Genomic DNA, 19,679 nt, shown 5'->3' with positions numbered 1-19,679 from the left:
TGTTTTTTAGTTTTCTTTAGATTTGCAGTTTGAGCAGTTTTGGCATAATCCTTCAAGAACAAACTGATGAGACAAAATCTCAGCTCCTGGAATTTGTGATTGGTAAATTGACATCGGACATTCTTTCAACTCGGTAACGATGCCGCAGTTTTGGCAAATGAAATGATGGTGGTGGTCAAATTCACAAATGACTTTGACCATGGCATGTCCCATTTGGTTATTTTGCTCAAGTAATCCAGCTTCTTCAAGTTGTTTAAGATTGCGGTAAACAGTATTGTAACTCATTGAAGGAAATGTTTGGCGCATTAATTGATCAATTTTTGTAATATCTAAATACGTATCACGATGTTTGATTAGTAAATCGATTAGGACTTCACGTTGTTTGGTTATTTTAAGTTGGTTTTGTTTCATCTTGTTTAAAACCTGCTGTTTTAAGTGATTCATTTAATTTCCTCTTTTCTTTTGATCAATAATCCTATATAATTATAAATCGTAATGATTATCATTTAAAGGAGAAGTAACTATAATTATGAAAAAAATATTTGCGACAATCGTACTAGCTCTTGCAGCCGTTGTTTTTGTCGGATGTCAAAGTCAATCTCAACAATCAACAATTACTAGCGGCTCAGATTCAGAAAAAGCAATCAACGTGATTACTTCAACAGATGTCTATAGTGATATTGTATCAGAAATCACACAAGGAACTTCTGCCAATGTAACGCCAATTATTTCAGGTTCTAGTGCAGATCCTCACCATTTTGAACCAACAGCTAATGACGCCAAAAAAATCACGAATGCTGATTTAATTGTGGAAAATGGCTTGGGTTATGACAGCTGGTTTGAAAAACTAGTGAAATCAACCGATACTAAAGCTCAAAAAATCTCAATTGCAACAGACATTGGCCAACTTAAAGATGGCGATAACGAACACATCTGGTATGATGTTAGCTTAATGAAAAAGTTTGTTGAAACAACTACGCAAAAGCTAATTGAAATTGATTCAGCTAACCAAGCAACTTACGAAAAAAATGCGCAAGCTTACTTGAAGAAGTTTGATACGCTAACCGCAAAAATTGACGATGTCAAAAGTCATTTATCTGATGCTAATAAGAAAGTTAACGTTTCAGAACCAGTTGCTGATTATCTCCTTCAACAAATTGGATTTGAAATTAACAACAAGCATTTTGAACAAGCAATTGCAGAAGAAACTGATCCTTCAGCTCAAGATATTGCTCAAATGCAAAAAGATTTCGAATCAAAAACGGTTTCATTCTTTGTTTACAATACCCAAAGTCACAGCCCACTAGCTGATCAAATGGCTGACAAAGCTAAAGCAGCTAACTTGCCAATTCTTGAAGTGACCGAAACGAAACCAAATAACACCTCTTATATTGATTGGATGACAGATGTTGTCGATCACATTTCAAAATTAATGAACTAATTTTGATAAGTCATTTTTTCAAAACCTCCAACATGTTTCTAAATGCTATAATGAGATTTAGAATCTGTTAGGAGGTTTTTTATGTTTAAAAAGCGCGGAACATTTGAAAAAGTTTTGATGATTTTCATCTTTTTTTTCTTTGATATTTTATTAACAGGGCTAATGGGAACTGTAAAAGCTGAACCGATTAGTATTGGTTATATTATCAATAATGGTATTAGAATACTAGTTGCTATTGCGATTATGTACGTCATGACAGTTGAGTATGGCCATGAATTAAAGACAGATAATCAGCGGAATTTTCAATTTAATTGGCGATTTAGCAAACGTAACTTACTGATTATGGTTAGTGGAATCGTTATTATGCTAGGTTTTCAAGTGTTAATTTCATTAGCTTTATCAGGCAATCAAACGTCAACAAACGAAGCCAGTTTAAATGAAATTCTTTCAAAAGTGAATTTCTTGTTTCCACTATTTGTGATGTTTGTTGGGCCAGTTGTTGAAGAATATCTGTTTAGAGGGTTGTTTTTCAATTTGTTTTTCAAAAAAGAAACTCGATTAAATAATGTTGTCGGCATTATTGTGAACGGTTTGTTATTTGGCTTAATGCATGAAACGTCAATTTCCATTTACCTGCTGCTTTATTCGGTAATGGGTATGATTTTGGCTTCAGTATACTTATTCACCAAGGATATTAAATCGTCAATCGTTGTGCATATTGTTAATAATGTGATAAGTAGTTTATAGATAAGGGGTTAAAGCATGTCAAAAAGTGTAAGTTATATTGTTCGTTTGATTATGGCAGTTATCGTTTTCTTTGTTGATCAATTGTTGTTGGTCTTTTTACAAATGCCAAAAGAAGTGATGAGTTTTGGCTATGGTTTAGGAATAGTAATACGTTTAGTTGTTGCAGCAGTTGTCGTTTATGGTATTTATCGCTATTATCGTTACTTGCTAGAAAAAGATAATCCTAGACAATTTATAACGAAGCAAACCAAATTTGGATTTGATAAAGTTATGCTTGTTTTTGGGTTGTTTGTCGTTTTAATTATTGTTCAAGTTGCGATTAATTTAATTTTGCTACGAAATCAACCAGAGTCAGCAAACCAAGTTAAAATTATTGAATTTGTAAAAGGAAATAACTTCTTATTTGGGTTATTTGTTGTTGTGATTGGTCCGATTCTTGAAGAAATTATCTTTAGAGGATTATTCTTTGATTTGTTTTTCAAGCAAAGTACGACTTTGAAGAATACACTAGGAATCATTTTAAACGGGTTACTTTTTGGGTTAGCCCACACCAGCTTTCAATTTAATTTAAGTCTAGTGACTTATGCTGTAATGGGAATGGTTTTTGCAGGTGTTTATCTTAAAACCAAAGACCTTCGCTGTTCAACAGGTGTTCATATGTTGAACAACTTACTATCATTTATTGGCATATTATTTGCCAAATAAAAAAAGCAGGATAATTTATCCTGCTTTTTTTATATAGTAATTTAACATAAATGGTGTTAAAACAGTGGTCAAAATCACAACAATAATGAGCTGCACATATAAGTCATGTGAAATAATCGATTTGGTTAATCCGGTTTGGACTAAAATTAAAGCTACTTCTCCACGAGCAATCATACCGCTTCCTACGATATTTGCTTCGTTTTTGGGTAAGCCAAAATATTGACTGACTAATTTGCCAGGTAAGAATTTTGATAAAATAGCAAGCAAAGTGAAAATACCAATTAAAGGCAAGTTATCTAAAGCGCCATCAAGCGTCATATTAAGGCCAATTGAAGCAAAAAATAGTGGAATAAAAATCAAGTAAGCTGTTGCTGATAGTTTTTTGGATACTTGATTAAAGAATGTCGCATCCTTCAAAATAATACCCGCAAAGAATGCCCCCATAATACCACTAAGGCCTACTTTTTCAGCTAGAAGTGACAGACCAAAAATCATGACCAATGATAAGACTTCATAGAAATAAGGAAGACTAATTGCTTTTTGTTTCAAGAAGTTGTCGATAATTGGGAAGAATTTTTTGAATAAGATAATAAACCCAAAGAAAACAACTTGTAAACCAAGGGTTTGTCCTAGTGCTATAGGATCAAAACTACCCGTGCTATTAAAGTTAATGAAAAGGCTTAAAATGAATAGTGTTAAGAAATCATCGACAATTGCTGCCCCAATTAGAACGTTTCCCATTTTGCTTTGGAGTAGCCCTGATTCTTTTAAAACTTCTAATGCAATCGAAATACTGGTTGCAGCAAGCACAATGCCTAAGAAGATGCTTTCATTAAAGCCAACAGCAAATAGTGTAATGCTTGCTGCAGCAATTAAAATAATGGGTGCAATAACCCCGAGTAAAGCAACCGTAAAACTCGATTTAAAAACGCTTTTAAGTGTCTTTAAATCACTGTGTGAACCAGCAATGAAGAGAAGTAAGATAACGCCAATCTCAGAAACTGTACTGATGGTCTCATCTGTATGAACCCAACCTAACAGGGCTGGACCAAGGACAACCCCGGTCAATAATTCACCAATCACTAATGGCAAACTCAATTTTTGAAAACCAGCTTTGAATAAAGTAGCTACGATTAAAATCAAAAATAAACTAAAAATAAGATGCATGATAATCATTCCTTCCAAATAAAAAAACGCACCTTCAAAACTTCTCATCTACCCAAATGAGAGGAAGTCTTGAAAGTACGTTGCACTCCAACCAAAATACGATTATTTATCTTTATTATACTAAATTTTTAATAGACTCTCAATATTTTTCGCCACGTGGAGGAAGTTTTGCAAGTAAGCCTAAAACGATGGTAATGGTATCGACAACCTCTTGCAAAATAGCACCAAATAAAGCAGGTATAAGTCCAAATGAAGCCACCAACATGAGCATAATTAAAATCACAATACCTGTGATTACGTCAGTTCTGGCAACATTCATCGTTCGACGTGCAATTTTAACTGCACGACTAACGTGAGCTAAGTTATCAACTAAAATCACTGCATCGGCACTTTCACTAGCAGCAGTCGCACCAGTAGCTCCCATTGCAACACCAATGTCAGAAGCAGAAAGAGATGGGGCGTCGTTAACGCCATCACCTACCATCATAACAGGACGATTATCAGATTTAATTGCTTTAAGGTGATTGATTTTATCGATAGGTAAGCACTCGGCCTTAACTTGATTAATCCCTAGTTCTTTGGCTACTTTATTTGCAACTAAGCGATCGTCACCAGTTAGCATGATAATATTTTCAACGCCTAAGGCTTTTAAATCAGCAATTGTTTGTTTAGCTTCAGGTCTGATTTGATCTGAAAATGTTAGATAGCCGGCGTATTTTCCGTCAATAGCAACATGAATGGCAGTTTCCGTTAATGATAATTCCGGATGATTGAGTGACACAAAGTCTAATTTTCCAACTTTAATTTCTTGGTTATTAACAGTTGCGATAACCCCATTACCTGTAATTTCTTTGAGATTAGAAACGGGATAAAGGGTGTCATGATTAACTTCTTTGAGTAAAGAGCGCGCTAAAATATGAGATGAGTTTTGCTCAACACTAGCTGCTAATTTTAAAAACTCATCTTTATTAATATCGGCATACAATTTGACTTTATTAAGTTTTAATTGGTTTTTAGTTAGCGTTCCTGTTTTATCAAAAGCAACGGTTTTAGTTAGTGCGATTTTTTCAATTGCAGTCCCGCTTTTAACGACAATATGGTTCCGACTCATTCGGCTCATACCAGCTACTAAGGAAACGGGGGCAGCTAGGATTAAAGGACAAGGTGAAGCGACAACCAAAACTTCTGCAAAGCGTACAGGATCTTTGCTGACAGCCCAAGCAATACCTGCAATCAATAAAGCAATAATCGTGAATGGGACCGCATAACGGTCAGCCATTTTAACGAATTTGGCGGGTTTTGCTTCAGAACTTTGAACCAAATGTACAATGGCTTGATATTGTGATTCTGAAGCGATTTTTTCAACTGACATTGTAATCGAAGCGTCACCATTGATTGACCCAGACATTAATTTTTGTCCCTGTGTTTTTGAAACGGGTGTTGATTCACCAGTCAAAGAAGATTCATCAAAAGTTGAAGATCCTTGTGTAATAACGCCATCTACAGGAACGAGTTCGCCGGGTTTAACCACTACCAAATCGCCAACTTTTAAATCATCTGCACGCACATCTTTTAATTTTGAATCAGCTGATAATAAGTGAGCAGATTGTGGTGCGTTTTTGAGTAGGGATTCCAGTTCTTTACCAGCTTGTGAAGCAGCATAGTCTTCAAGTGAATCTCCACCGGTTAACATAATTAAAATCATTAAGCTGGCCCAATATTCACCAACAAGCATTGTGGCAATGATTGCCATAATCGCTAAAATATCGACCCCATATTTGCCAGATTTGATAGTTTTGACCATTTCAATGACCAATGAAATCGCCATTAAAATCCCAACGATAGTAATCAAAACTCGAGCGCTAATCGGTGAGTGAAAGATGAATTCTAAAATTAGTGCTATCACACCGACTAAAAGTGTGACGCCTAGTTTCCATTGATGTTTCAAGATTATTCCTCCCTAAAGTAATACTTTTTAAATTGTCTACACCATAATATAAGCCCTAAACTATGGTTTAGGGCAACTAAAATGTCTTAAATTGTTAGACCATAGTCTGAAAGGAACTTTTCAACTAAAATCTAACACAAGTCTTTATAAAAGTGAATTAATTAGGGTTAATAAAAAGCATTCAAGGTGAATGCTTTAGCGTGCGTCATGTTGACTATAATAGTTAGTTAATGGATAAAGTTGATGTTGATAAAGTTGGTCGATTGAGACAAATTCATAGCCTGCATTTTTAAGATAGTTAATTACTGTAGGCAGGGCATCGGCTGTTGTTTGATGAATATCGTGCATCAAAATAATAGAGCCAGAACGCACATTTTGCTGAATAGTTTTAAGCAGTGTCTCTGTGCCAGGCTTTTTCCAGTCTTCACTATCAATATTCCACTCAATCAGTGGTTTTAAAATAGTTTGATCAACAACTTGATTTCTTGCGCCATAAGGCGGTCTGAATAACGTAGGATAAATGTGAGCTGCTTCATAAATGGCTTGACCAGTTTGATTGATTTGCTTGATAAGCTCATCAGGTTTTAGTTTAGTTAACATCGGGTGATTATAGCTGTGGCTACCAATAGCATGACCATTTTCTTTAACTTTTTTAACTAAATCCGGATGACGTTTGGCATTTTGTCCTAGCATAAAGAAAGTAGCCTTAATATCGAATTGATTTAAAGTAGACAAAATGCTATCTGTTGATCCAGGACGTGGTCCATCGTCAAAAGTTAAGGCAACAACTTTTTTAGGTGTTTGGTTTTGTGATTTATCAGCAATTTGATAATCAGAATTTAACAAGTAATTAATAGTATCGATAGCTAAAGATACCTTTTTGACAGTTGAAATAGTATCAGGAAGACTAAAGTCTAGTTGATTTTGATTAAAGCTAAAGTCAGTTGTGTCTAAAGAAATGGATTGTAATTGATTTTTCAAAGGAATAAATTGTTCAGAAGTAACATTAGTTGCCTCAAAGACATATCGAGTGAGAGCTAATTTGAAAGCAGCCTGACTTTTGTCATCTGATTTGATGATGTCTGATAGTTTTAAAACCTTTGTGTTATCTTTTGTAGAATTAAATTGTGCAACTATCTTTGAATCAGTGTCTAAATTTTGACTATTTTTTGACACAACGTAAAGGGTATTAACCCAAAAAGTTTGATTATCTTTTGAAGTTAGATAATAAGTAACATCGGTTTCTTTGGAGTTATGGATAAGTCTTGTGGCTTGATTTTCAATAAGGTCATTATCAGGTAAGAAGTAAGTTTTAGTTTGGTTATCTATTGTTTGGACTTGTTTTTTTAGCGTAGGATAACTTTGTTCGATGAGTTGTTCAGATTTTGGGGTTGAAGAAGAGGGGGTAATTTTTAGAACCGCAATGAGGATTAGAGCTAAGATAATAAAAAGGCTAAAACAAATAAGGCCCATTTTTTGAAGTTACGATTGTTTTTTCGACGTTGTCGTCTGACTTGTTTGCGCGATCGATGCATAGTGACAGTCCCTTTATCTATATGGTTTTTAGTAATCTATTACTAAGTCTACCATAATCAAATAACGACAAAAATAAAAAAGACATTCGATTTAATCGAACGTCTTTTTTTAATCAAATTAGTTAGATGATGATTCTGATGAAGCAGCTTCTGAACTTGATGATTGTGAATCAGCTGAGCTTGATGATTGTGAGCTTGCTTGATCACTTGATGATGATTGTGAGCTTGATGAATCAGCAGCTGAGCTTGATGATTGTGAAGTTTGTGCATCACTTGATGATGAGTTGTTTGAGCTGTTACCGTTTGAACAACCTGTTAATAACAATGCTGAAGCAAATAATGTGCTTCCTAGTACAACTAATTTTTTCATAGTATATTCCCTCCGAATATTTCCAATAAAATATATATAAATAAGCTTTTAATGTCATCACGTTTGGACTAATAGTAATATTAATATTATGCTATTAAAAAGACAACTAGAAAATTGCATTTTAAAAAAAACATAATAAATCAAATCAGTTTCTTGTATGTACGAGATAATTGAGCTTATGTCATCCAAACAGATAGTAACTAAAAGTTTATCTTTAATCCTAATAGTGCTACTTATTGTCTTTTTTGTCAAGAAAAAAATCCCATAATAAAAAAGCCAGCCCGGGGAGGCTGGCTTTTTCTTTTGGGTCGACTTGCAGTCGACGCAACGTTCAATCTACTTGGAGGAGTAAGAATGAATGAAAACAAAAGTTGGGTCATATTTGTTTATAACAAGCCTCAAGGGGGGTAACCTATTGGCTATGGTTACAATATACGTGTTAAATGTGAAAAAAGTGTGACCATTTTATTCAAAATTATTGAAAAATTGAGAAATAATTTGTTTAAGTGTTGTAATCGCACTTAAATAACTCGAAATTGTGGTAAATTCATCCACTTGATGTGCGTTTTCCCAAGCATCTGGACCAAATACGGCCACAGGAACTGTAGGATTAACTTTAACAAAGTCACTAGCATCTGTAGCACCATGAATAATTTTAAGTTCTGCTGGTCGATTAAAGTTAGTTGTTGAAAGTGAAGCAAGTTGTTGAATAAGTGGATTATCAGGTTTTGTAACAACAGGATAAAAATCATGAATAATCTCAAGTTCCAAGTGACCGGCAAGATTTTGATTTAACTGTTCAATTGTTTGAGTCAAAATGTCGATAATTGCCTGATTGGATGCTGTTGCAGTAGGTCGAATATTACCTGAGAGCTCAGCATATTCGGGAATAGAGTTAATCTGGTGACCACCCTCAATTTTGGTGATACTGTGAGCAAGACTTCCGAGTATAGGATCGTCTTCAAACTCATCAAAAAGAGTCGGTTCTTTTTCAGCAAAAGCCATTAAATTAGTGATAGCATTGATACCATTTTGAGGAGCTGAGCTATGCCAAGCTTTTCCATGACTTTTGACACGATAATTTAAAGATCCACAGTGAGCGTAAACCACATTGCCGCCTGTTGGTTCAGAAATAATCAAGCCATCTAAATCTTTACTATAGCCTTGTTCTGTTAGGACTTTAGCACCAGAGGCACCATCTTCTTCATTATTAGTCATCAAAAATCGAACAGTACCTTCAGGTAGATTATTTTCTTCGACGAGTTCAATCAAAGCAATCACTTGTGCAGCGAGACCACTCTTCATGTCACTAGATCCGCGTCCATATATGCGGTCGCCTTCGATTGTCGCTTCAAAAGGATTATAGGTCCATTTGTTTAAATCACCTGCTGATACCGTATCCGCATGTCCAGATAGACCTAAAATTTTTGGTGATTTTTTCACGCCAATTTCAGCAACTAGGGTAGCTCGATTTTCTTCTACTTCATTGATAACAAAAGAAATGCCATGTTGAGTAAATAAATTACCGATATAATCAGCGACTAATTTTTCATTTTGATCAACAGTATTAATTTCAATTAAATCACTTAGTATTTTAATTTTTTCTATTTTGTCCATCGTTAACTTCCAATCATTATGACTATTATTATGTAATTTAAAGGATAAATTAAAATGAAATGAAAATCAAATTTGTTTTTAGGGTGTTGACAACTTACAAAAAATGACTTATTATTTAGCCAACAACGAAATAAATTAAACAAGTTGATTGAGAAAGTAACTTTGTTAAAGACTGTACAGAAAACTTACATTTGATGAGAGTAAGGTAGTTCACACAAAGCGAAAATGGCTCATGATTGGCGTTACTGAATGGTTTAAGTAACGATGGACTGGCACCCATTATTCGTGCACGCGTATCACAGCTCTTTTTTGAGTTCGTTGTACGTTGTTGAGGAAGTAAGTGTAAGCTTATTTCGAAGTAGAATGGTAATCACGATAAACTCGTTTCTAATTAATATTAGAGGCGAGTTTTTTTATTTATTAAATTTATTTTCAGGAGGAATTAGTCATGAAAAAGTCAGTTAAAAATATTTTGTTAGGATTAATTACAGTAGTTGTCGCGTTAGTAGCCACAGCATGTTCATCAGGTGGCGGTAGCAACGAAGTTAAAGTTGGAATCATGGGTTCAGATACTCGTATTTGGGACGTTATCAAAACTAACCTGCAAAAAGAAGGTATCAATATTAAACTTGTTCAGTTTAATGATTATGATCAACCTAACCAAGCACTTGCTGGTGGCGATATTGATTTGAATGCTTACCAACATGTTTACTTTTTAGAAAACTGGAACAACGCACGTAAAACTAATCTAACGGCAATTGGAAATACAGTAATTGCACCATTGAGTGTTTACTCAGACAAAATCAAGAGTCTAAACGACTTACCAAATGGTGGGACAATTGCTTTACCAAATGATGTAACTAACCAAGCACGTGCACTTCAATTACTGGAATCAGCAGGTGTCTTGAAACTAAAAAGTGATGTAAAACTACCCTCACCTAACGATGTTGTCGATAATCCAAAAAATATTAAATTACTACCTTTAGATGCTTCACAAACTGCACGTTCATTATCTGAAGTAAGTGCATCAGTTGTGAATAATACGGTCGCATTAGATGCAAAATTAGATTTAAACTCAGCAATCTTTAGAGAACCAATTACAGAAAAATCAAAACCTTGGATTAACGTGATCGCAACTAAACCAGAAAACAAAGATAACGAAACTTACAAAAAAATTGTAGCAGCTTATCAAACACAAGAAGTTGCAGATAAAATTAAAGAAGTTTACCAAGGTTCAACAATTCCTGCATGGGATTACAAATTTTAAATTAAACGAGGTGTAAAGGATGGCACAGCCCTTAATTCAACTAAAAAATATTAGTGTTAATTTTAAAAATAAAGAACGTGATGTTTTAGCAGTTGATGATGTTAACTTAGATATCCAGCGTGGTGATATATTTGGTATTGTGGGTTATTCTGGAGCAGGTAAAAGTACACTTGTTCGAGTAATCAACTTGCTACAACGACCAACTAGTGGTGAAGTTTTAATTAATGGTGAAGATATTTGCCAATATGATGCCCCAAAATTACGTAAAACACGTAAAAAAATTGGAATGATTTTTCAACATTTCAATTTAATGATGTCACGTACTATTGCTCAAAATGTGGCCTATGCCTTAAAAGGTAGTCCACTTTCTAAGCAAGAAAAACAAGATAAAGTTAACGAATTACTTGATTTAGTTGGACTAGCAGACAAAAAAGATACCTATCCAAGACAATTATCAGGTGGACAAAAGCAACGTGTCGCGATTGCTCGTTCACTGGCAAATGATCCGGATATTTTGATTTCTGATGAGGCAACAAGTGCACTAGATCCTAAAACAACCGAATCAATTTTGAACTTATTGCAAGAATTAAATCAAAAGTTGAACTTAACTGTTGTATTAATTACTCACCAAATGGAAGCAGTTAAACAAATTAGCAATAAAGTTGCGGTTATGGAACAAGGAAAAGTGATTGAACGTGGCTCGGTATTAGATATTTTTGCTAATCCAAAAACTAGTTTAACGCAATCATTTATTGATACGACAACTAGACTAGATGCCACTTTAAAAGGTCTTGCTCAACAAGAAAACTTGCAACACTTACAAGATAATGAACAGTTAGTACAATTGTCTTATTCGGGAGAAACCACTGACGAGCCTATTATTGTTAGTCTTTACCAAAAATTTGGGGTGAGTGCTAACATCTTGTATGGTAACGTTGAAATCTTACAAAGAACACCGATTGGAAGTTTGATTGTTATTTTAAGTGGGGATGCAGCTAAAGTGGCAGACTCATTAGAATTTCTAACACAATCAGGGGTTCGCATTAAAAAACTAAATTTAGCTGACTTTGGAGGTGAGGACTAATGGACTTTTTAAAACAATATATTCCTAATGTTTTTGATAACTGGTACGGTGATTATGGTTTTGAAGGGGCGATTTCACAAACACTTTATATGACCTTAGTCAGTGCGGTTATCGCAGGTGTTATTGGTCTAGCTGTAGGATTGATTTTAGTTATCACAGAAGATGGTGCGATTGCTGAAAATAAAACAATTTATAATATCACCGATAAAATTGTGAATGTGTTGCGATCAATTCCGTTTATTATCTTGCTAGCCTTAATTGGTCCCTTGACTAAACTTATTGTTGGCACTACAATAGGTCCACAAGGAGCACTTGTTCCACTAGTTATTGGAACATTTCCTTTTTATGCTAGACAGGTTCAAAATGCTTTAGTCCAAGTTGACAAAGGTGTCATTGAAGCAGCTCAATCAATGGGAGAATCAAACTTTGGTATTGTTTGGAGCGTTTATCTAAAAGAAGGGTTACCTGACTTAATCCGAGCAAGCACGTTGACTATGATTAGTTTAACTAATCTAACTGCAATGGCTGGTGCTGTAGGTGCTGGTGGACTGGGAAGCCTTGCTTTAGACATTGGATATAAACGTTTTCAAAACGATGTCACCATCGTGGCAACACTAATGGTGCTATTGTTTGTTTTCCTTATTCAATTCATTGGCGACCGCATCACAAAAAAAGTAAGTCATTAAACGAAACACTGTCTAATTTGAGACAGTGTTTTTCTTGTTATAGCATTTTAAGTAAATAATTATTAAAATTATGATATAATTAGTATTTGATAATTATTATAAATATAAAATAAAAGTTATAGTGAGGAGGACATTAGTTTGGTTCAAATTAGTCGTAATCATATTGTTTGGCAAGTTATTGAAAGACTACAAAAAAGTTCATTAACTGATAAATTACAATTTTTCGAAAAGAAATATGGTTCTTTATATGCGGAAGAAGTTCGCGCACAGTTAACGCATCATGATTTAGAGATTTTAACTTTGATATTGGGGAAAGAAGTGATGATTTCAGATATTGTTAATCAGATGTCAATCACGCAAGGTGGCGTTTCTAGACGTATCAAGAAGTTGAATGAGCTGGGGTATCTTGAACGATTTAGAGGCCTTGAAAACTACCGTAATGTTTATGTGAAGTTAACTTCTAAGGGTGAACATTTAGCAAAAGCTAATTTAGCTTTTCATGAGTCAGCTTATGAAAGAGTTAAGCAAGATTTTAGCTCTTTTTCACAAGATGAACTGAATACAATTGAACGATTTTTAAATATTGTCCAAAAATATGGTGAATTTGGCGAATAAAAAGGAAGCTCATAATTGAGCTTCCTTTTATTTATAATCAATTTTAAAATCATTTTGCGACATATAGTTACTTTTTTGAATAAAAAAGTAGTGGCTAAGTAAAGCTAATAAGATTGGAATTACAACAAAAGTTAAACAACCACTAACCAACTAGTAGAATATTCTAACGCTGTAATGGGTCCAACTGCCCCAATAAAACCAAAACCACCGCTAACTGGCGTCCCTTGAATGTTGAATAAAGGTCCTAATGCACCCATAATAGCGGCGTTAATTGCAATAGGAAGAATGATTTTTGGTTTTTTCAAGATATTAGCTAACTGAATTTTGGGCGATCCTAAAATTAAAGCTATTGCTGTCCCAAAGGAATTGACTTTAAAGCCATAGACGGCTAATGCAAAAGCTGTAGCTACAATCCCAAGACCAGCTGATCCAGATGCAATACCTGAAACTCCCACCGCAGTTGCAATACCAACAGCAGAGATTGGAGAAATCATAATTAAAGCAAATGAAGCGCCAAGTAAGGCGCCCATTAAATAAGGTTGCAGCTGCATAAATTGTGTGATTACACTATTGATTATAAGTGTAATTTGGCTAATAGGTGTTAATGTTAAGTGACCGATTCCACCAGCAATTAACAAGACCAATGAAGGCATTAATAAAATAGTGTATGATTTAAGCCGATTATCTAAACTAATAATCAGTAGATAAGCGATTAAAATGGTAATTCCGACATTAATCACATCACCGGTTCCACCAATAGCAAGACCATTTGAAGTTACTTTGATATTACCAGCACCAACCACTGTAGCTAGAGCAAGGGAAGCGGTTTGTATGGGGGTGAACTGACTAATCATCCCGACACAAAGAGCACTAACAGCTGGTAATAAGGTTGTCGCAATAGTTGTAAACAAAAGAACAGACTGCGACCAAGAATACTGTGTGAATAGTTTCATCAAATTATTCAAAATAGCGCCGGGTACAAGTGTTGTAATAACACCAATTGAAATCCCATTTAAAATATTAATCGAGATTTGTTTGAATTGGGCAAAATTGAGAGGCTTCACGTAGGTCTCCTTTAATCGTAATTCAGTGTAAAGTCTTTAATGTCCATAAAATGCCATTTTAAAATGAAAAGATAGTGGCTAATTAGTGCTAAGACAAATGGCACAACAATGAAGATAACCAATAGGGTTAAGATGTTTGCTCCTTGTTCTAATGCAGCGATTGGTCCAATAAGTCCTGAAAATCCAAAACCAGCACTCATGGCATTTCCGTTGATATTAAGTAGAGCTCCTAGACCGCCTAAAATCCCGGAGTTAATCGCAATTGGCAACATAACTTTTGGTTTTTTTAAAATATTCGCCATTTGGATTTTAGGTGAACCAATAATGTGTGCAAGGGATGCACCTAAAGAGTTGACTTTGAAACCGTAGACTGCCAAAGCATATGAAGCAGCAACAATACCTAGGTTAGCTGAACCTGAAGCAATTCCTTGAAGTCCCACTGCAGAAGCAATACCCACTGAAGAAACTGGGGAAATAATGATTAAAGCAAATGAAATTCCTAACAAAATCCCCATTAAAATTGGCTGTAAGTGTGTAACTTGTGCAATAAAATCGCCAATTAATTGTGTGATTTTACCAACAGGGTGTAAGGTTAGTTGACCTAACCCGCCACCAATAATCAAAATAATCGAAGGTAGTAATAAAATAGTATAAGATTTTAGTCGATTACCTAAAAGTAGAATTAAAATATAGCTGATAAAGATGGTAACCCCCACATTAATGACATCACCGGATCCGGCAACAGTCAGTCCATTAGCGGTCATTTTGATATTACCAGCACCAATAGCGGTTGCAAGAACCATTGAGGCACTTTGAATCGGTGTTAATTTACCAATTAGGCCTACACAAAGTGCGCTGACAACAGGAAGCAAGACAGCCGAGATAGCTGTAAAATTTAAAACAGTTTGTGCAAAGCCAAAATTTGGGGCTAGAGCTTTCATGATATTATTCAATAAAGCTCCCGGTACCAAAGCAACGATAACCCCAATGGAAACACCGTTTAAAGTGGTCATCGTAATTTTTTTGAGTATTTCAAGCCAGTTTTTGTTCAAAATAAAGCTCCTTTTCTGAGATTTAGTTAGTGACTCACGTCTTTGTTTTTATTTTACCTGGTTTAAAAATGATTTAATACGGTCTAATGCAGTTTTGATATTTTTTTCGCTGGCAGCGAAGCTGATACGAACATAGCCTTCTCCACCAGGTCCAAAACAATAACCGGGAATAACGGCAACTTTTGCGCTGTAAGCGAGTTGGCGACTGAATTCAAAACTGTCTTGCGTAAATTGTTCAGGGATTTTTGCAAATAGGTAAAATGCGCCGTTTGGTTTGACATAATCGAATCCTAACTGACTCAATCCTGCTTCTAAAATAGCGACACGTTTTGCATAGGCTTCACGCATTTGTGGACCGTCTTCAAGTCCATTTTTAAAGGCTTCAGTTGCTGCTGCTTGAGCGTTAGTTGTAGCTGAGGTAATCAAGAATTGATGTACTTTGTTGATTTCGTTGATAATGAGAGCTGGTCCCCCAATTACACCGATACGCCATCCGGTCATCGCATGTGATTTAGAAACACCATTAAATACAAGGGTTTGTTCGGGCAAGATAGTCCCCATTGAAACGTGATCATGTTGATAAGATAATTCGCTATAAATTTCATCACTGATACAAAAGATATCATTTTTGGAGATAACGGTTGCTAAATCTTCTAATTCTGCTTGAGTATAAGTTACGCCTGTTGGATTATTTGGGAAGTTTAAGACAACAGCTTTAACAGATTCACCATTTTCATCTAGTGCTTCTTGTAGTTGGTCTTTTGATAATTTGAAATCTGTTTTAGAAGTATCAATATAAAGTGGAGAAGCGCCTAAGAATTCCATGATAGGAATGTATAAAGGAAAAATAGGTGTAGGTAGGATAACTTTATCGCCGGGATTCAAAATAGTAGACAACGTAGCGTAAATAGCTTCAGTCACACCAGCCGTAATAATTAATTGATCTTCAGGTTTGTAGTCTAAATCATATTTTAATTTCAAAAATTGACTAGCAGCTGTCCGAAGTTCGGTTGTGCCACGTGGATTAGTGTAGTGACTCTCATTGTTTTCAATGCTTTTAATGGCAGCTTGTTTGACATGGTTCGGCGTATTAAAGTCAGGCTCTCCAATTGTAAGGTGAACAATATCTTCAATTTGTGAAATTTCAGCATTGAATTCCAGAATAGAATTAGGTTTCAAAATAGATAGATTTTTGTTTAAGCGATTAATCAGTGATGACATAGCGAATCTCCTTTAATATGTTTTTATTGTTTTTATCATATCATTTTAATTTAATGAGTCAATAAATTTGAAAATTTTGAGATAAATTAGTTAACAAATTCGGATGATGGCGCTATAATAGAATTAAATTAATGAGGAGGAATACATTATGGCATTTAATTTTGACGAAATGAAAGACAAAGTATCAAAGGGCATTGATTCAGTAAAAAACAGTGACGCTGTTGACAAAGCTAAAAAAGCAACTGATGATGTTCACAAAAAAGTGAGCGACGGATTAAACGAAGCTGGTAAAAAAGTTGACGAATTCCGTGGTAAAAAAGATTAATAAAAAAAGACCTGAGCGAATTGCTTAGGTCTTTTTTTATAGAATTTGAGAAAGCGATTTGATAAGTGCGACTAATACTAATCCCGTTATAACGATAGTGTGAAAGTTTCGATGTGCGAGTAAAACTGCAATATATTCTCTGATAATAGCATTTGGCACAAAGAAAAATCTTGTCTTAGCCCCTAATCCGTTAATTAGCATACCGGCATCTCTGGCATATTGTGCGCCTCGGTAAAGATGGTAGTAACTTGTAACAAAAATTCCGTTTTGTGGATTGAGGTTAAGCTGTTCAACAATTTGTTTGGAAAATTGCATGTTTTCGATTGTATTTTTTGCTTTGGTTTCAGCAATTACGCGTTTACTATCAACGCCATGTGCAATTGCATATTCTCTCATTGCTTCACCTTCTGATGTGCTTTCATCAGAGCCTTGACCCCCGGTACAAATAATATAAGGCGCTGATTTTTGGTTACCGATTTGTTTTTGGTAAAACCAAATTGCGCGGTCAATTCTTGAAGCGAGTAGAGGCGGAACTTGATTGCCATTGATTAGTCCAGAACCTAGTACAATGATGAAATCTTTGTCTTTTTTGGGTCTGTAAAAGTAAAAAAGCAATAATGAGCTTAAAAAGCTAAATAAGCAAAGGATAATGTAACCTAATATAACGCTGAGTATATTGTCAAAAAAGATAAATACTTTTTCGGGCAACAACCAATGTATTGTTCCAAAAATAAAAGGATAAAGGATACTCATGATTCCTAAGATAAGGGTCAATGTATTAGCTAAAGAATGAGATTCTCTTCGCCAAACAATAATCCCGTTCCAAATTAAAAAAACACCATAAAAGACGGAAAAGAAAACAATAATTAAAGCTAATATTGCTGCAATAATTAAACTAACTGTGGTCAGTGGTTGATAATTAATATTGAGCACAATAGCCCCAAATAGTAATCCCGTCATGAAAATTGATAAATTAAGTAGAAGACCATTTCGCAGTCTACTTTTATTTTGTTTGTAGCTGTAGACAAAAGAGGTTATAACCAGTAAGTCTACCACTAATAGTAAAAAAATAATCAATGTTGAAACCTCTTTTCTTATCTAAATAAATAGATTAGGGCAATTCCGATAAGGGAGATAATAGCTCCCCAAAAAAGTTGAAAGAAAACACTTTTATCGCCTAAAAACAACCGTAATACTGGGGCTTTCTTACCAAATCCAAATAAAATAACACCAAAGATAAATACAACAAAGGCAAAAAAGCCTTTTGGATTTTGGTTGAAAAAGTCACCAATTTCTTTCAATAGTTGATCCATAATCAGACCTCATTTCTGATAATCGTTTAACTCATTTTATCATATTTGATAAATACTAAATAAAAAAGCAAGGCATTAAGCCTTGCTTTTTTGCGTTGTAGCTAAAATAATTAATCCAAAAATGTATCCAATAATTGCTGGGACAACCCAACCTAGTCCAATTGAACTAAATGGAATAATAGCATGGTACCCCTCAACTAAAGATGTGATTGTTTCTGTCCTTAAAAATTTTGGCAAATTATTTAGTCCATCCATAATAGCTGGAATTAAGACAAATAATGTTGTGGTTTGGTATAAAATTCTGTGATCACCGACTAGAGGAGTTAATAAAGCCACAAAAATTAAAACCAATGCCAATGGAAAGATAAACATTAATGCTGGAACAGAATAAGCAATAATGTTAGTTAACCCAATATTGGCAAAAAGGGCAGGTAAGATACAAGCAATGGCGATAAAAGTTTGGTAAGAAACTTTAGGGAAAAGATGATTCATGGTTTCACCAAACGCCATAATTAAGCCAATTGCTGTTTTCAGGCAAGCTACGATAATGATAGCCGCTAGTAAAACATTTCCTAGACGGCCTAAATAATGAGTTGCAATTTGAGCTAAAGCAGCTCCACCATTAGCAGCAGGCGAAAGTGTACCCAGACTTAAAGCTCCCATTAAAGCTAACAAGATGTAGATAACACTCATGACCACAATGAAGACCACGCTTGACTTGGTGAGCTCTTTTGCAATTTGTTTAGGCTCCGTAATGCCTAATTCTTTAATCGCATTAATGACGATAAACGCCATTAATTGTGCTCCCAATGCATCCATGGTGTTATAACCTTCTAAAAATCCTGTAAAAAAGCTACCTGATTGGTAGGTTGCTTGTGGGCCATGACTTAGATTTCCCATCGGGTTAATAAAAGCAAATAATAATAAGATACCTAGCAAAATCAGAAATAAAGGTGTGAGGTATTTACCAATATAAGTCATTAATTTAGCAGGTCTTAAAGCCAAAATAAAAGTTAAAGCAAAAAAAGCAATGGAGAAAATAGCTAAAACAGGTTTTGATAAATCAGTACCAATAAGTGGTTGAATCCCAACTTCAAAAGATGTTGTCGCTAATCTCGGAGTTGCAAACAAAGGTCCTAAAATTAAAAAGACAATGATGGTAAACAAATAAGCATAAGGCTTGTTTACTTTTCTAGCAATTTCATAAAGGCCAGTTTCTTTAATAAAAGTGACACTCAAGACACCCAGTAGTGAAAACCCAACAGAGGTGACTAAAAATCCGGCTGTCGCCATGGGTGTGTTGAATCCAGCTTGTTGCCCCATAGAAATTGGAAAAATAACATTACCAGCACCAAAGAAGATTCCAAATAATAATAATCCAATGTAAATGGTGTTTTTAAGTGATAAGCGATTCGAATTCAAGGTTCAGACAATCCTTTCAAATTTATTTAATATAGTGTTAATTATTTTACAGGTAACTTTAATGAAAGTAAAAGCTAAAAATTAGTTTAAAGTTGAAATG

The 19,679-nt window shown here is 34.8% G+C and carries 19 protein-coding genes and 1 pseudogene; 8 read left to right on the top strand and 12 right to left on the bottom strand.

All coding sequences use genetic code 11. The features are described from left to right. Positions 1-6: 6 nt before the first annotated feature. Positions 7-444, bottom strand: a complete 438-nt coding sequence (locus R4Y45_RS00840) for a Fur family transcriptional regulator (RefSeq protein WP_339968338.1) — start codon at positions 442-444, stop codon at positions 7-9. Positions 445-529: 85 nt separating this feature from the next. On the opposite strand from R4Y45_RS00840, the gene R4Y45_RS00835 reads away from it, so the two are divergent. The 3 genes from R4Y45_RS00835 to R4Y45_RS00825 all read left to right on the top strand — a co-directional run bounded on the left by R4Y45_RS00835 (position 530) and on the right by R4Y45_RS00825 (position 2,893). Then, positions 530-1,441, top strand: coding sequence for a metal ABC transporter solute-binding protein, Zn/Mn family (locus R4Y45_RS00835; protein WP_339968336.1), 912 nt, complete (start codon positions 530-532; stop codon positions 1,439-1,441). An 81-nt stretch (positions 1,442-1,522) separates the two neighbouring features. Continuing rightward, positions 1,523-2,188, top strand: a complete 666-nt coding sequence (locus tag R4Y45_RS00830; RefSeq protein ID WP_339968334.1) for a CPBP family intramembrane glutamic endopeptidase — start codon at positions 1,523-1,525, stop codon at positions 2,186-2,188. A gap of 15 nt (positions 2,189-2,203) precedes the next feature. After that, the gene (locus tag R4Y45_RS00825) at positions 2,204-2,893 is read left to right on the top strand and encodes a CPBP family intramembrane glutamic endopeptidase (RefSeq protein ID WP_339968332.1); all 690 of its coding nucleotides are present in this window, start codon (positions 2,204-2,206) and stop codon (positions 2,891-2,893) included. A gap of 15 nt (positions 2,894-2,908) precedes the next feature. Here R4Y45_RS00825 and R4Y45_RS00820 read toward each other — a convergent pair whose 3' ends face one another. From R4Y45_RS00820 to R4Y45_RS00800, 5 genes are all read right to left on the bottom strand, one after another. Then, positions 2,909-4,060 carry a cation:proton antiporter gene (locus R4Y45_RS00820; protein ID WP_339968329.1) on the bottom strand — a complete coding sequence of 384 codons (1,152 nt, stop codon included), beginning with the start codon at positions 4,058-4,060 and terminating at the stop codon, positions 2,909-2,911. Between the two features lie 139 nt (positions 4,061-4,199). Further along, positions 4,200-6,008, bottom strand: coding sequence for a heavy metal translocating P-type ATPase (locus R4Y45_RS00815; protein WP_339968327.1), 1,809 nt, complete (start codon positions 6,006-6,008; stop codon positions 4,200-4,202). A gap of 195 nt (positions 6,009-6,203) precedes the next feature. Then, entirely contained in the window at positions 6,204-7,481 is a 1,278-nt protein-coding gene (locus tag R4Y45_RS00810) for a polysaccharide deacetylase family protein (RefSeq protein WP_339968325.1), read from the bottom strand. Between the two features lie 180 nt (positions 7,482-7,661). Beyond that, entirely contained in the window at positions 7,662-7,913 is a 252-nt protein-coding gene (locus R4Y45_RS00805) for a hypothetical protein (protein ID WP_339968323.1), read from the bottom strand. A 465-nt stretch (positions 7,914-8,378) separates the two neighbouring features. Then, positions 8,379-9,530, bottom strand: coding sequence for an ArgE/DapE family deacylase (locus R4Y45_RS00800; protein ID WP_339968320.1), 1,152 nt, complete (start codon positions 9,528-9,530; stop codon positions 8,379-8,381). Between the two features lie 448 nt (positions 9,531-9,978). On the opposite strand from R4Y45_RS00800, the gene R4Y45_RS00795 reads away from it, so the two are divergent. The 4 genes from R4Y45_RS00795 (at position 9,979) to R4Y45_RS00780 (ending at position 13,182) form a co-directional block, all read left to right on the top strand. After that, positions 9,979-10,797, top strand: a complete 819-nt coding sequence (locus tag R4Y45_RS00795; RefSeq protein WP_339968318.1) for a MetQ/NlpA family ABC transporter substrate-binding protein — start codon at positions 9,979-9,981, stop codon at positions 10,795-10,797. A gap of 19 nt (positions 10,798-10,816) precedes the next feature. After that, positions 10,817-11,881, top strand: coding sequence for a methionine ABC transporter ATP-binding protein (locus tag R4Y45_RS00790; protein ID WP_339968316.1), 1,065 nt, complete (start codon positions 10,817-10,819; stop codon positions 11,879-11,881). After that, positions 11,881-12,567 (top strand): methionine ABC transporter permease, encoded by a 687-nt coding sequence (locus R4Y45_RS00785; RefSeq protein WP_339968314.1) that lies wholly within the window; start codon positions 11,881-11,883, stop codon positions 12,565-12,567. Before R4Y45_RS00790 ends, R4Y45_RS00785 begins: the two co-directional genes overlap by 1 nt. A 138-nt stretch (positions 12,568-12,705) precedes the next feature. Beyond that, complete coding sequence (locus tag R4Y45_RS00780; RefSeq protein WP_339968312.1) at positions 12,706-13,182, top strand: MarR family winged helix-turn-helix transcriptional regulator; 477 nt, start codon at positions 12,706-12,708, stop codon at positions 13,180-13,182. A 27-nt stretch (positions 13,183-13,209) separates the two neighbouring features. Here the strand turns inward: R4Y45_RS00780 and R4Y45_RS00775 are convergent. The 3 genes and pseudogenes from R4Y45_RS00775 to R4Y45_RS00765 all read right to left on the bottom strand — a co-directional run bounded on the left by R4Y45_RS00775 (position 13,210) and on the right by R4Y45_RS00765 (position 16,519). Then, positions 13,210-14,246: pseudogene (locus R4Y45_RS00775) on the bottom strand (PTS sugar transporter subunit IIC). Between the two features lie 11 nt (positions 14,247-14,257). Further along, positions 14,258-15,259 carry a PTS sugar transporter subunit IIC gene (locus R4Y45_RS00770; protein WP_339970230.1) on the bottom strand — a complete coding sequence of 334 codons (1,002 nt, stop codon included), beginning with the start codon at positions 15,257-15,259 and terminating at the stop codon, positions 14,258-14,260. An 87-nt stretch (positions 15,260-15,346) separates the two neighbouring features. Further along, positions 15,347-16,519 carry an aminotransferase class I/II-fold pyridoxal phosphate-dependent enzyme gene (locus R4Y45_RS00765; protein WP_339968307.1) on the bottom strand — a complete coding sequence of 391 codons (1,173 nt, stop codon included), beginning with the start codon at positions 16,517-16,519 and terminating at the stop codon, positions 15,347-15,349. 148 nt (positions 16,520-16,667) lie between these two features. Between R4Y45_RS00765 and R4Y45_RS00760 the strand changes: the two genes are divergently transcribed. Continuing rightward, a complete protein-coding gene (locus R4Y45_RS00760) occupies positions 16,668-16,844 on the top strand; it encodes a hypothetical protein (protein WP_156403337.1) in 177 nt (58 codons plus the stop codon). A 36-nt stretch (positions 16,845-16,880) separates the two neighbouring features. Here the strand turns inward: R4Y45_RS00760 and R4Y45_RS00755 are convergent, their stop codons facing one another. The 3 genes from R4Y45_RS00755 to brnQ all read right to left on the bottom strand — a co-directional run bounded on the left by R4Y45_RS00755 (position 16,881) and on the right by brnQ (position 19,579). After that, positions 16,881-17,921: a YdcF family protein gene (locus R4Y45_RS00755; protein ID WP_339968304.1), complete on the bottom strand. Its 1,041-nt coding sequence runs from the start codon at positions 17,919-17,921 to the stop codon at positions 16,881-16,883. Positions 17,922-17,938: 17 nt separating this feature from the next. Further along, positions 17,939-18,157: a hypothetical protein gene (locus tag R4Y45_RS00750; protein ID WP_339968301.1), complete on the bottom strand. Its 219-nt coding sequence runs from the start codon at positions 18,155-18,157 to the stop codon at positions 17,939-17,941. Positions 18,158-18,232: 75 nt separating this feature from the next. Further along, positions 18,233-19,579: a branched-chain amino acid transport system II carrier protein gene (gene brnQ / locus R4Y45_RS00745; protein WP_339968299.1), complete on the bottom strand. Its 1,347-nt coding sequence runs from the start codon at positions 19,577-19,579 to the stop codon at positions 18,233-18,235. Positions 19,580-19,679 lie beyond the last annotated feature (100 nt).

The organism is Holzapfeliella saturejae (genome assembly GCF_037546065.1).
Taxonomy (GTDB): domain Bacteria; phylum Bacillota; class Bacilli; order Lactobacillales; family Lactobacillaceae; genus Holzapfeliella; species Holzapfeliella saturejae.
The sequence above is the reverse complement of the archived record's forward strand: the minus strand, read 5'-3'. Positions and strand labels throughout refer to the sequence as shown.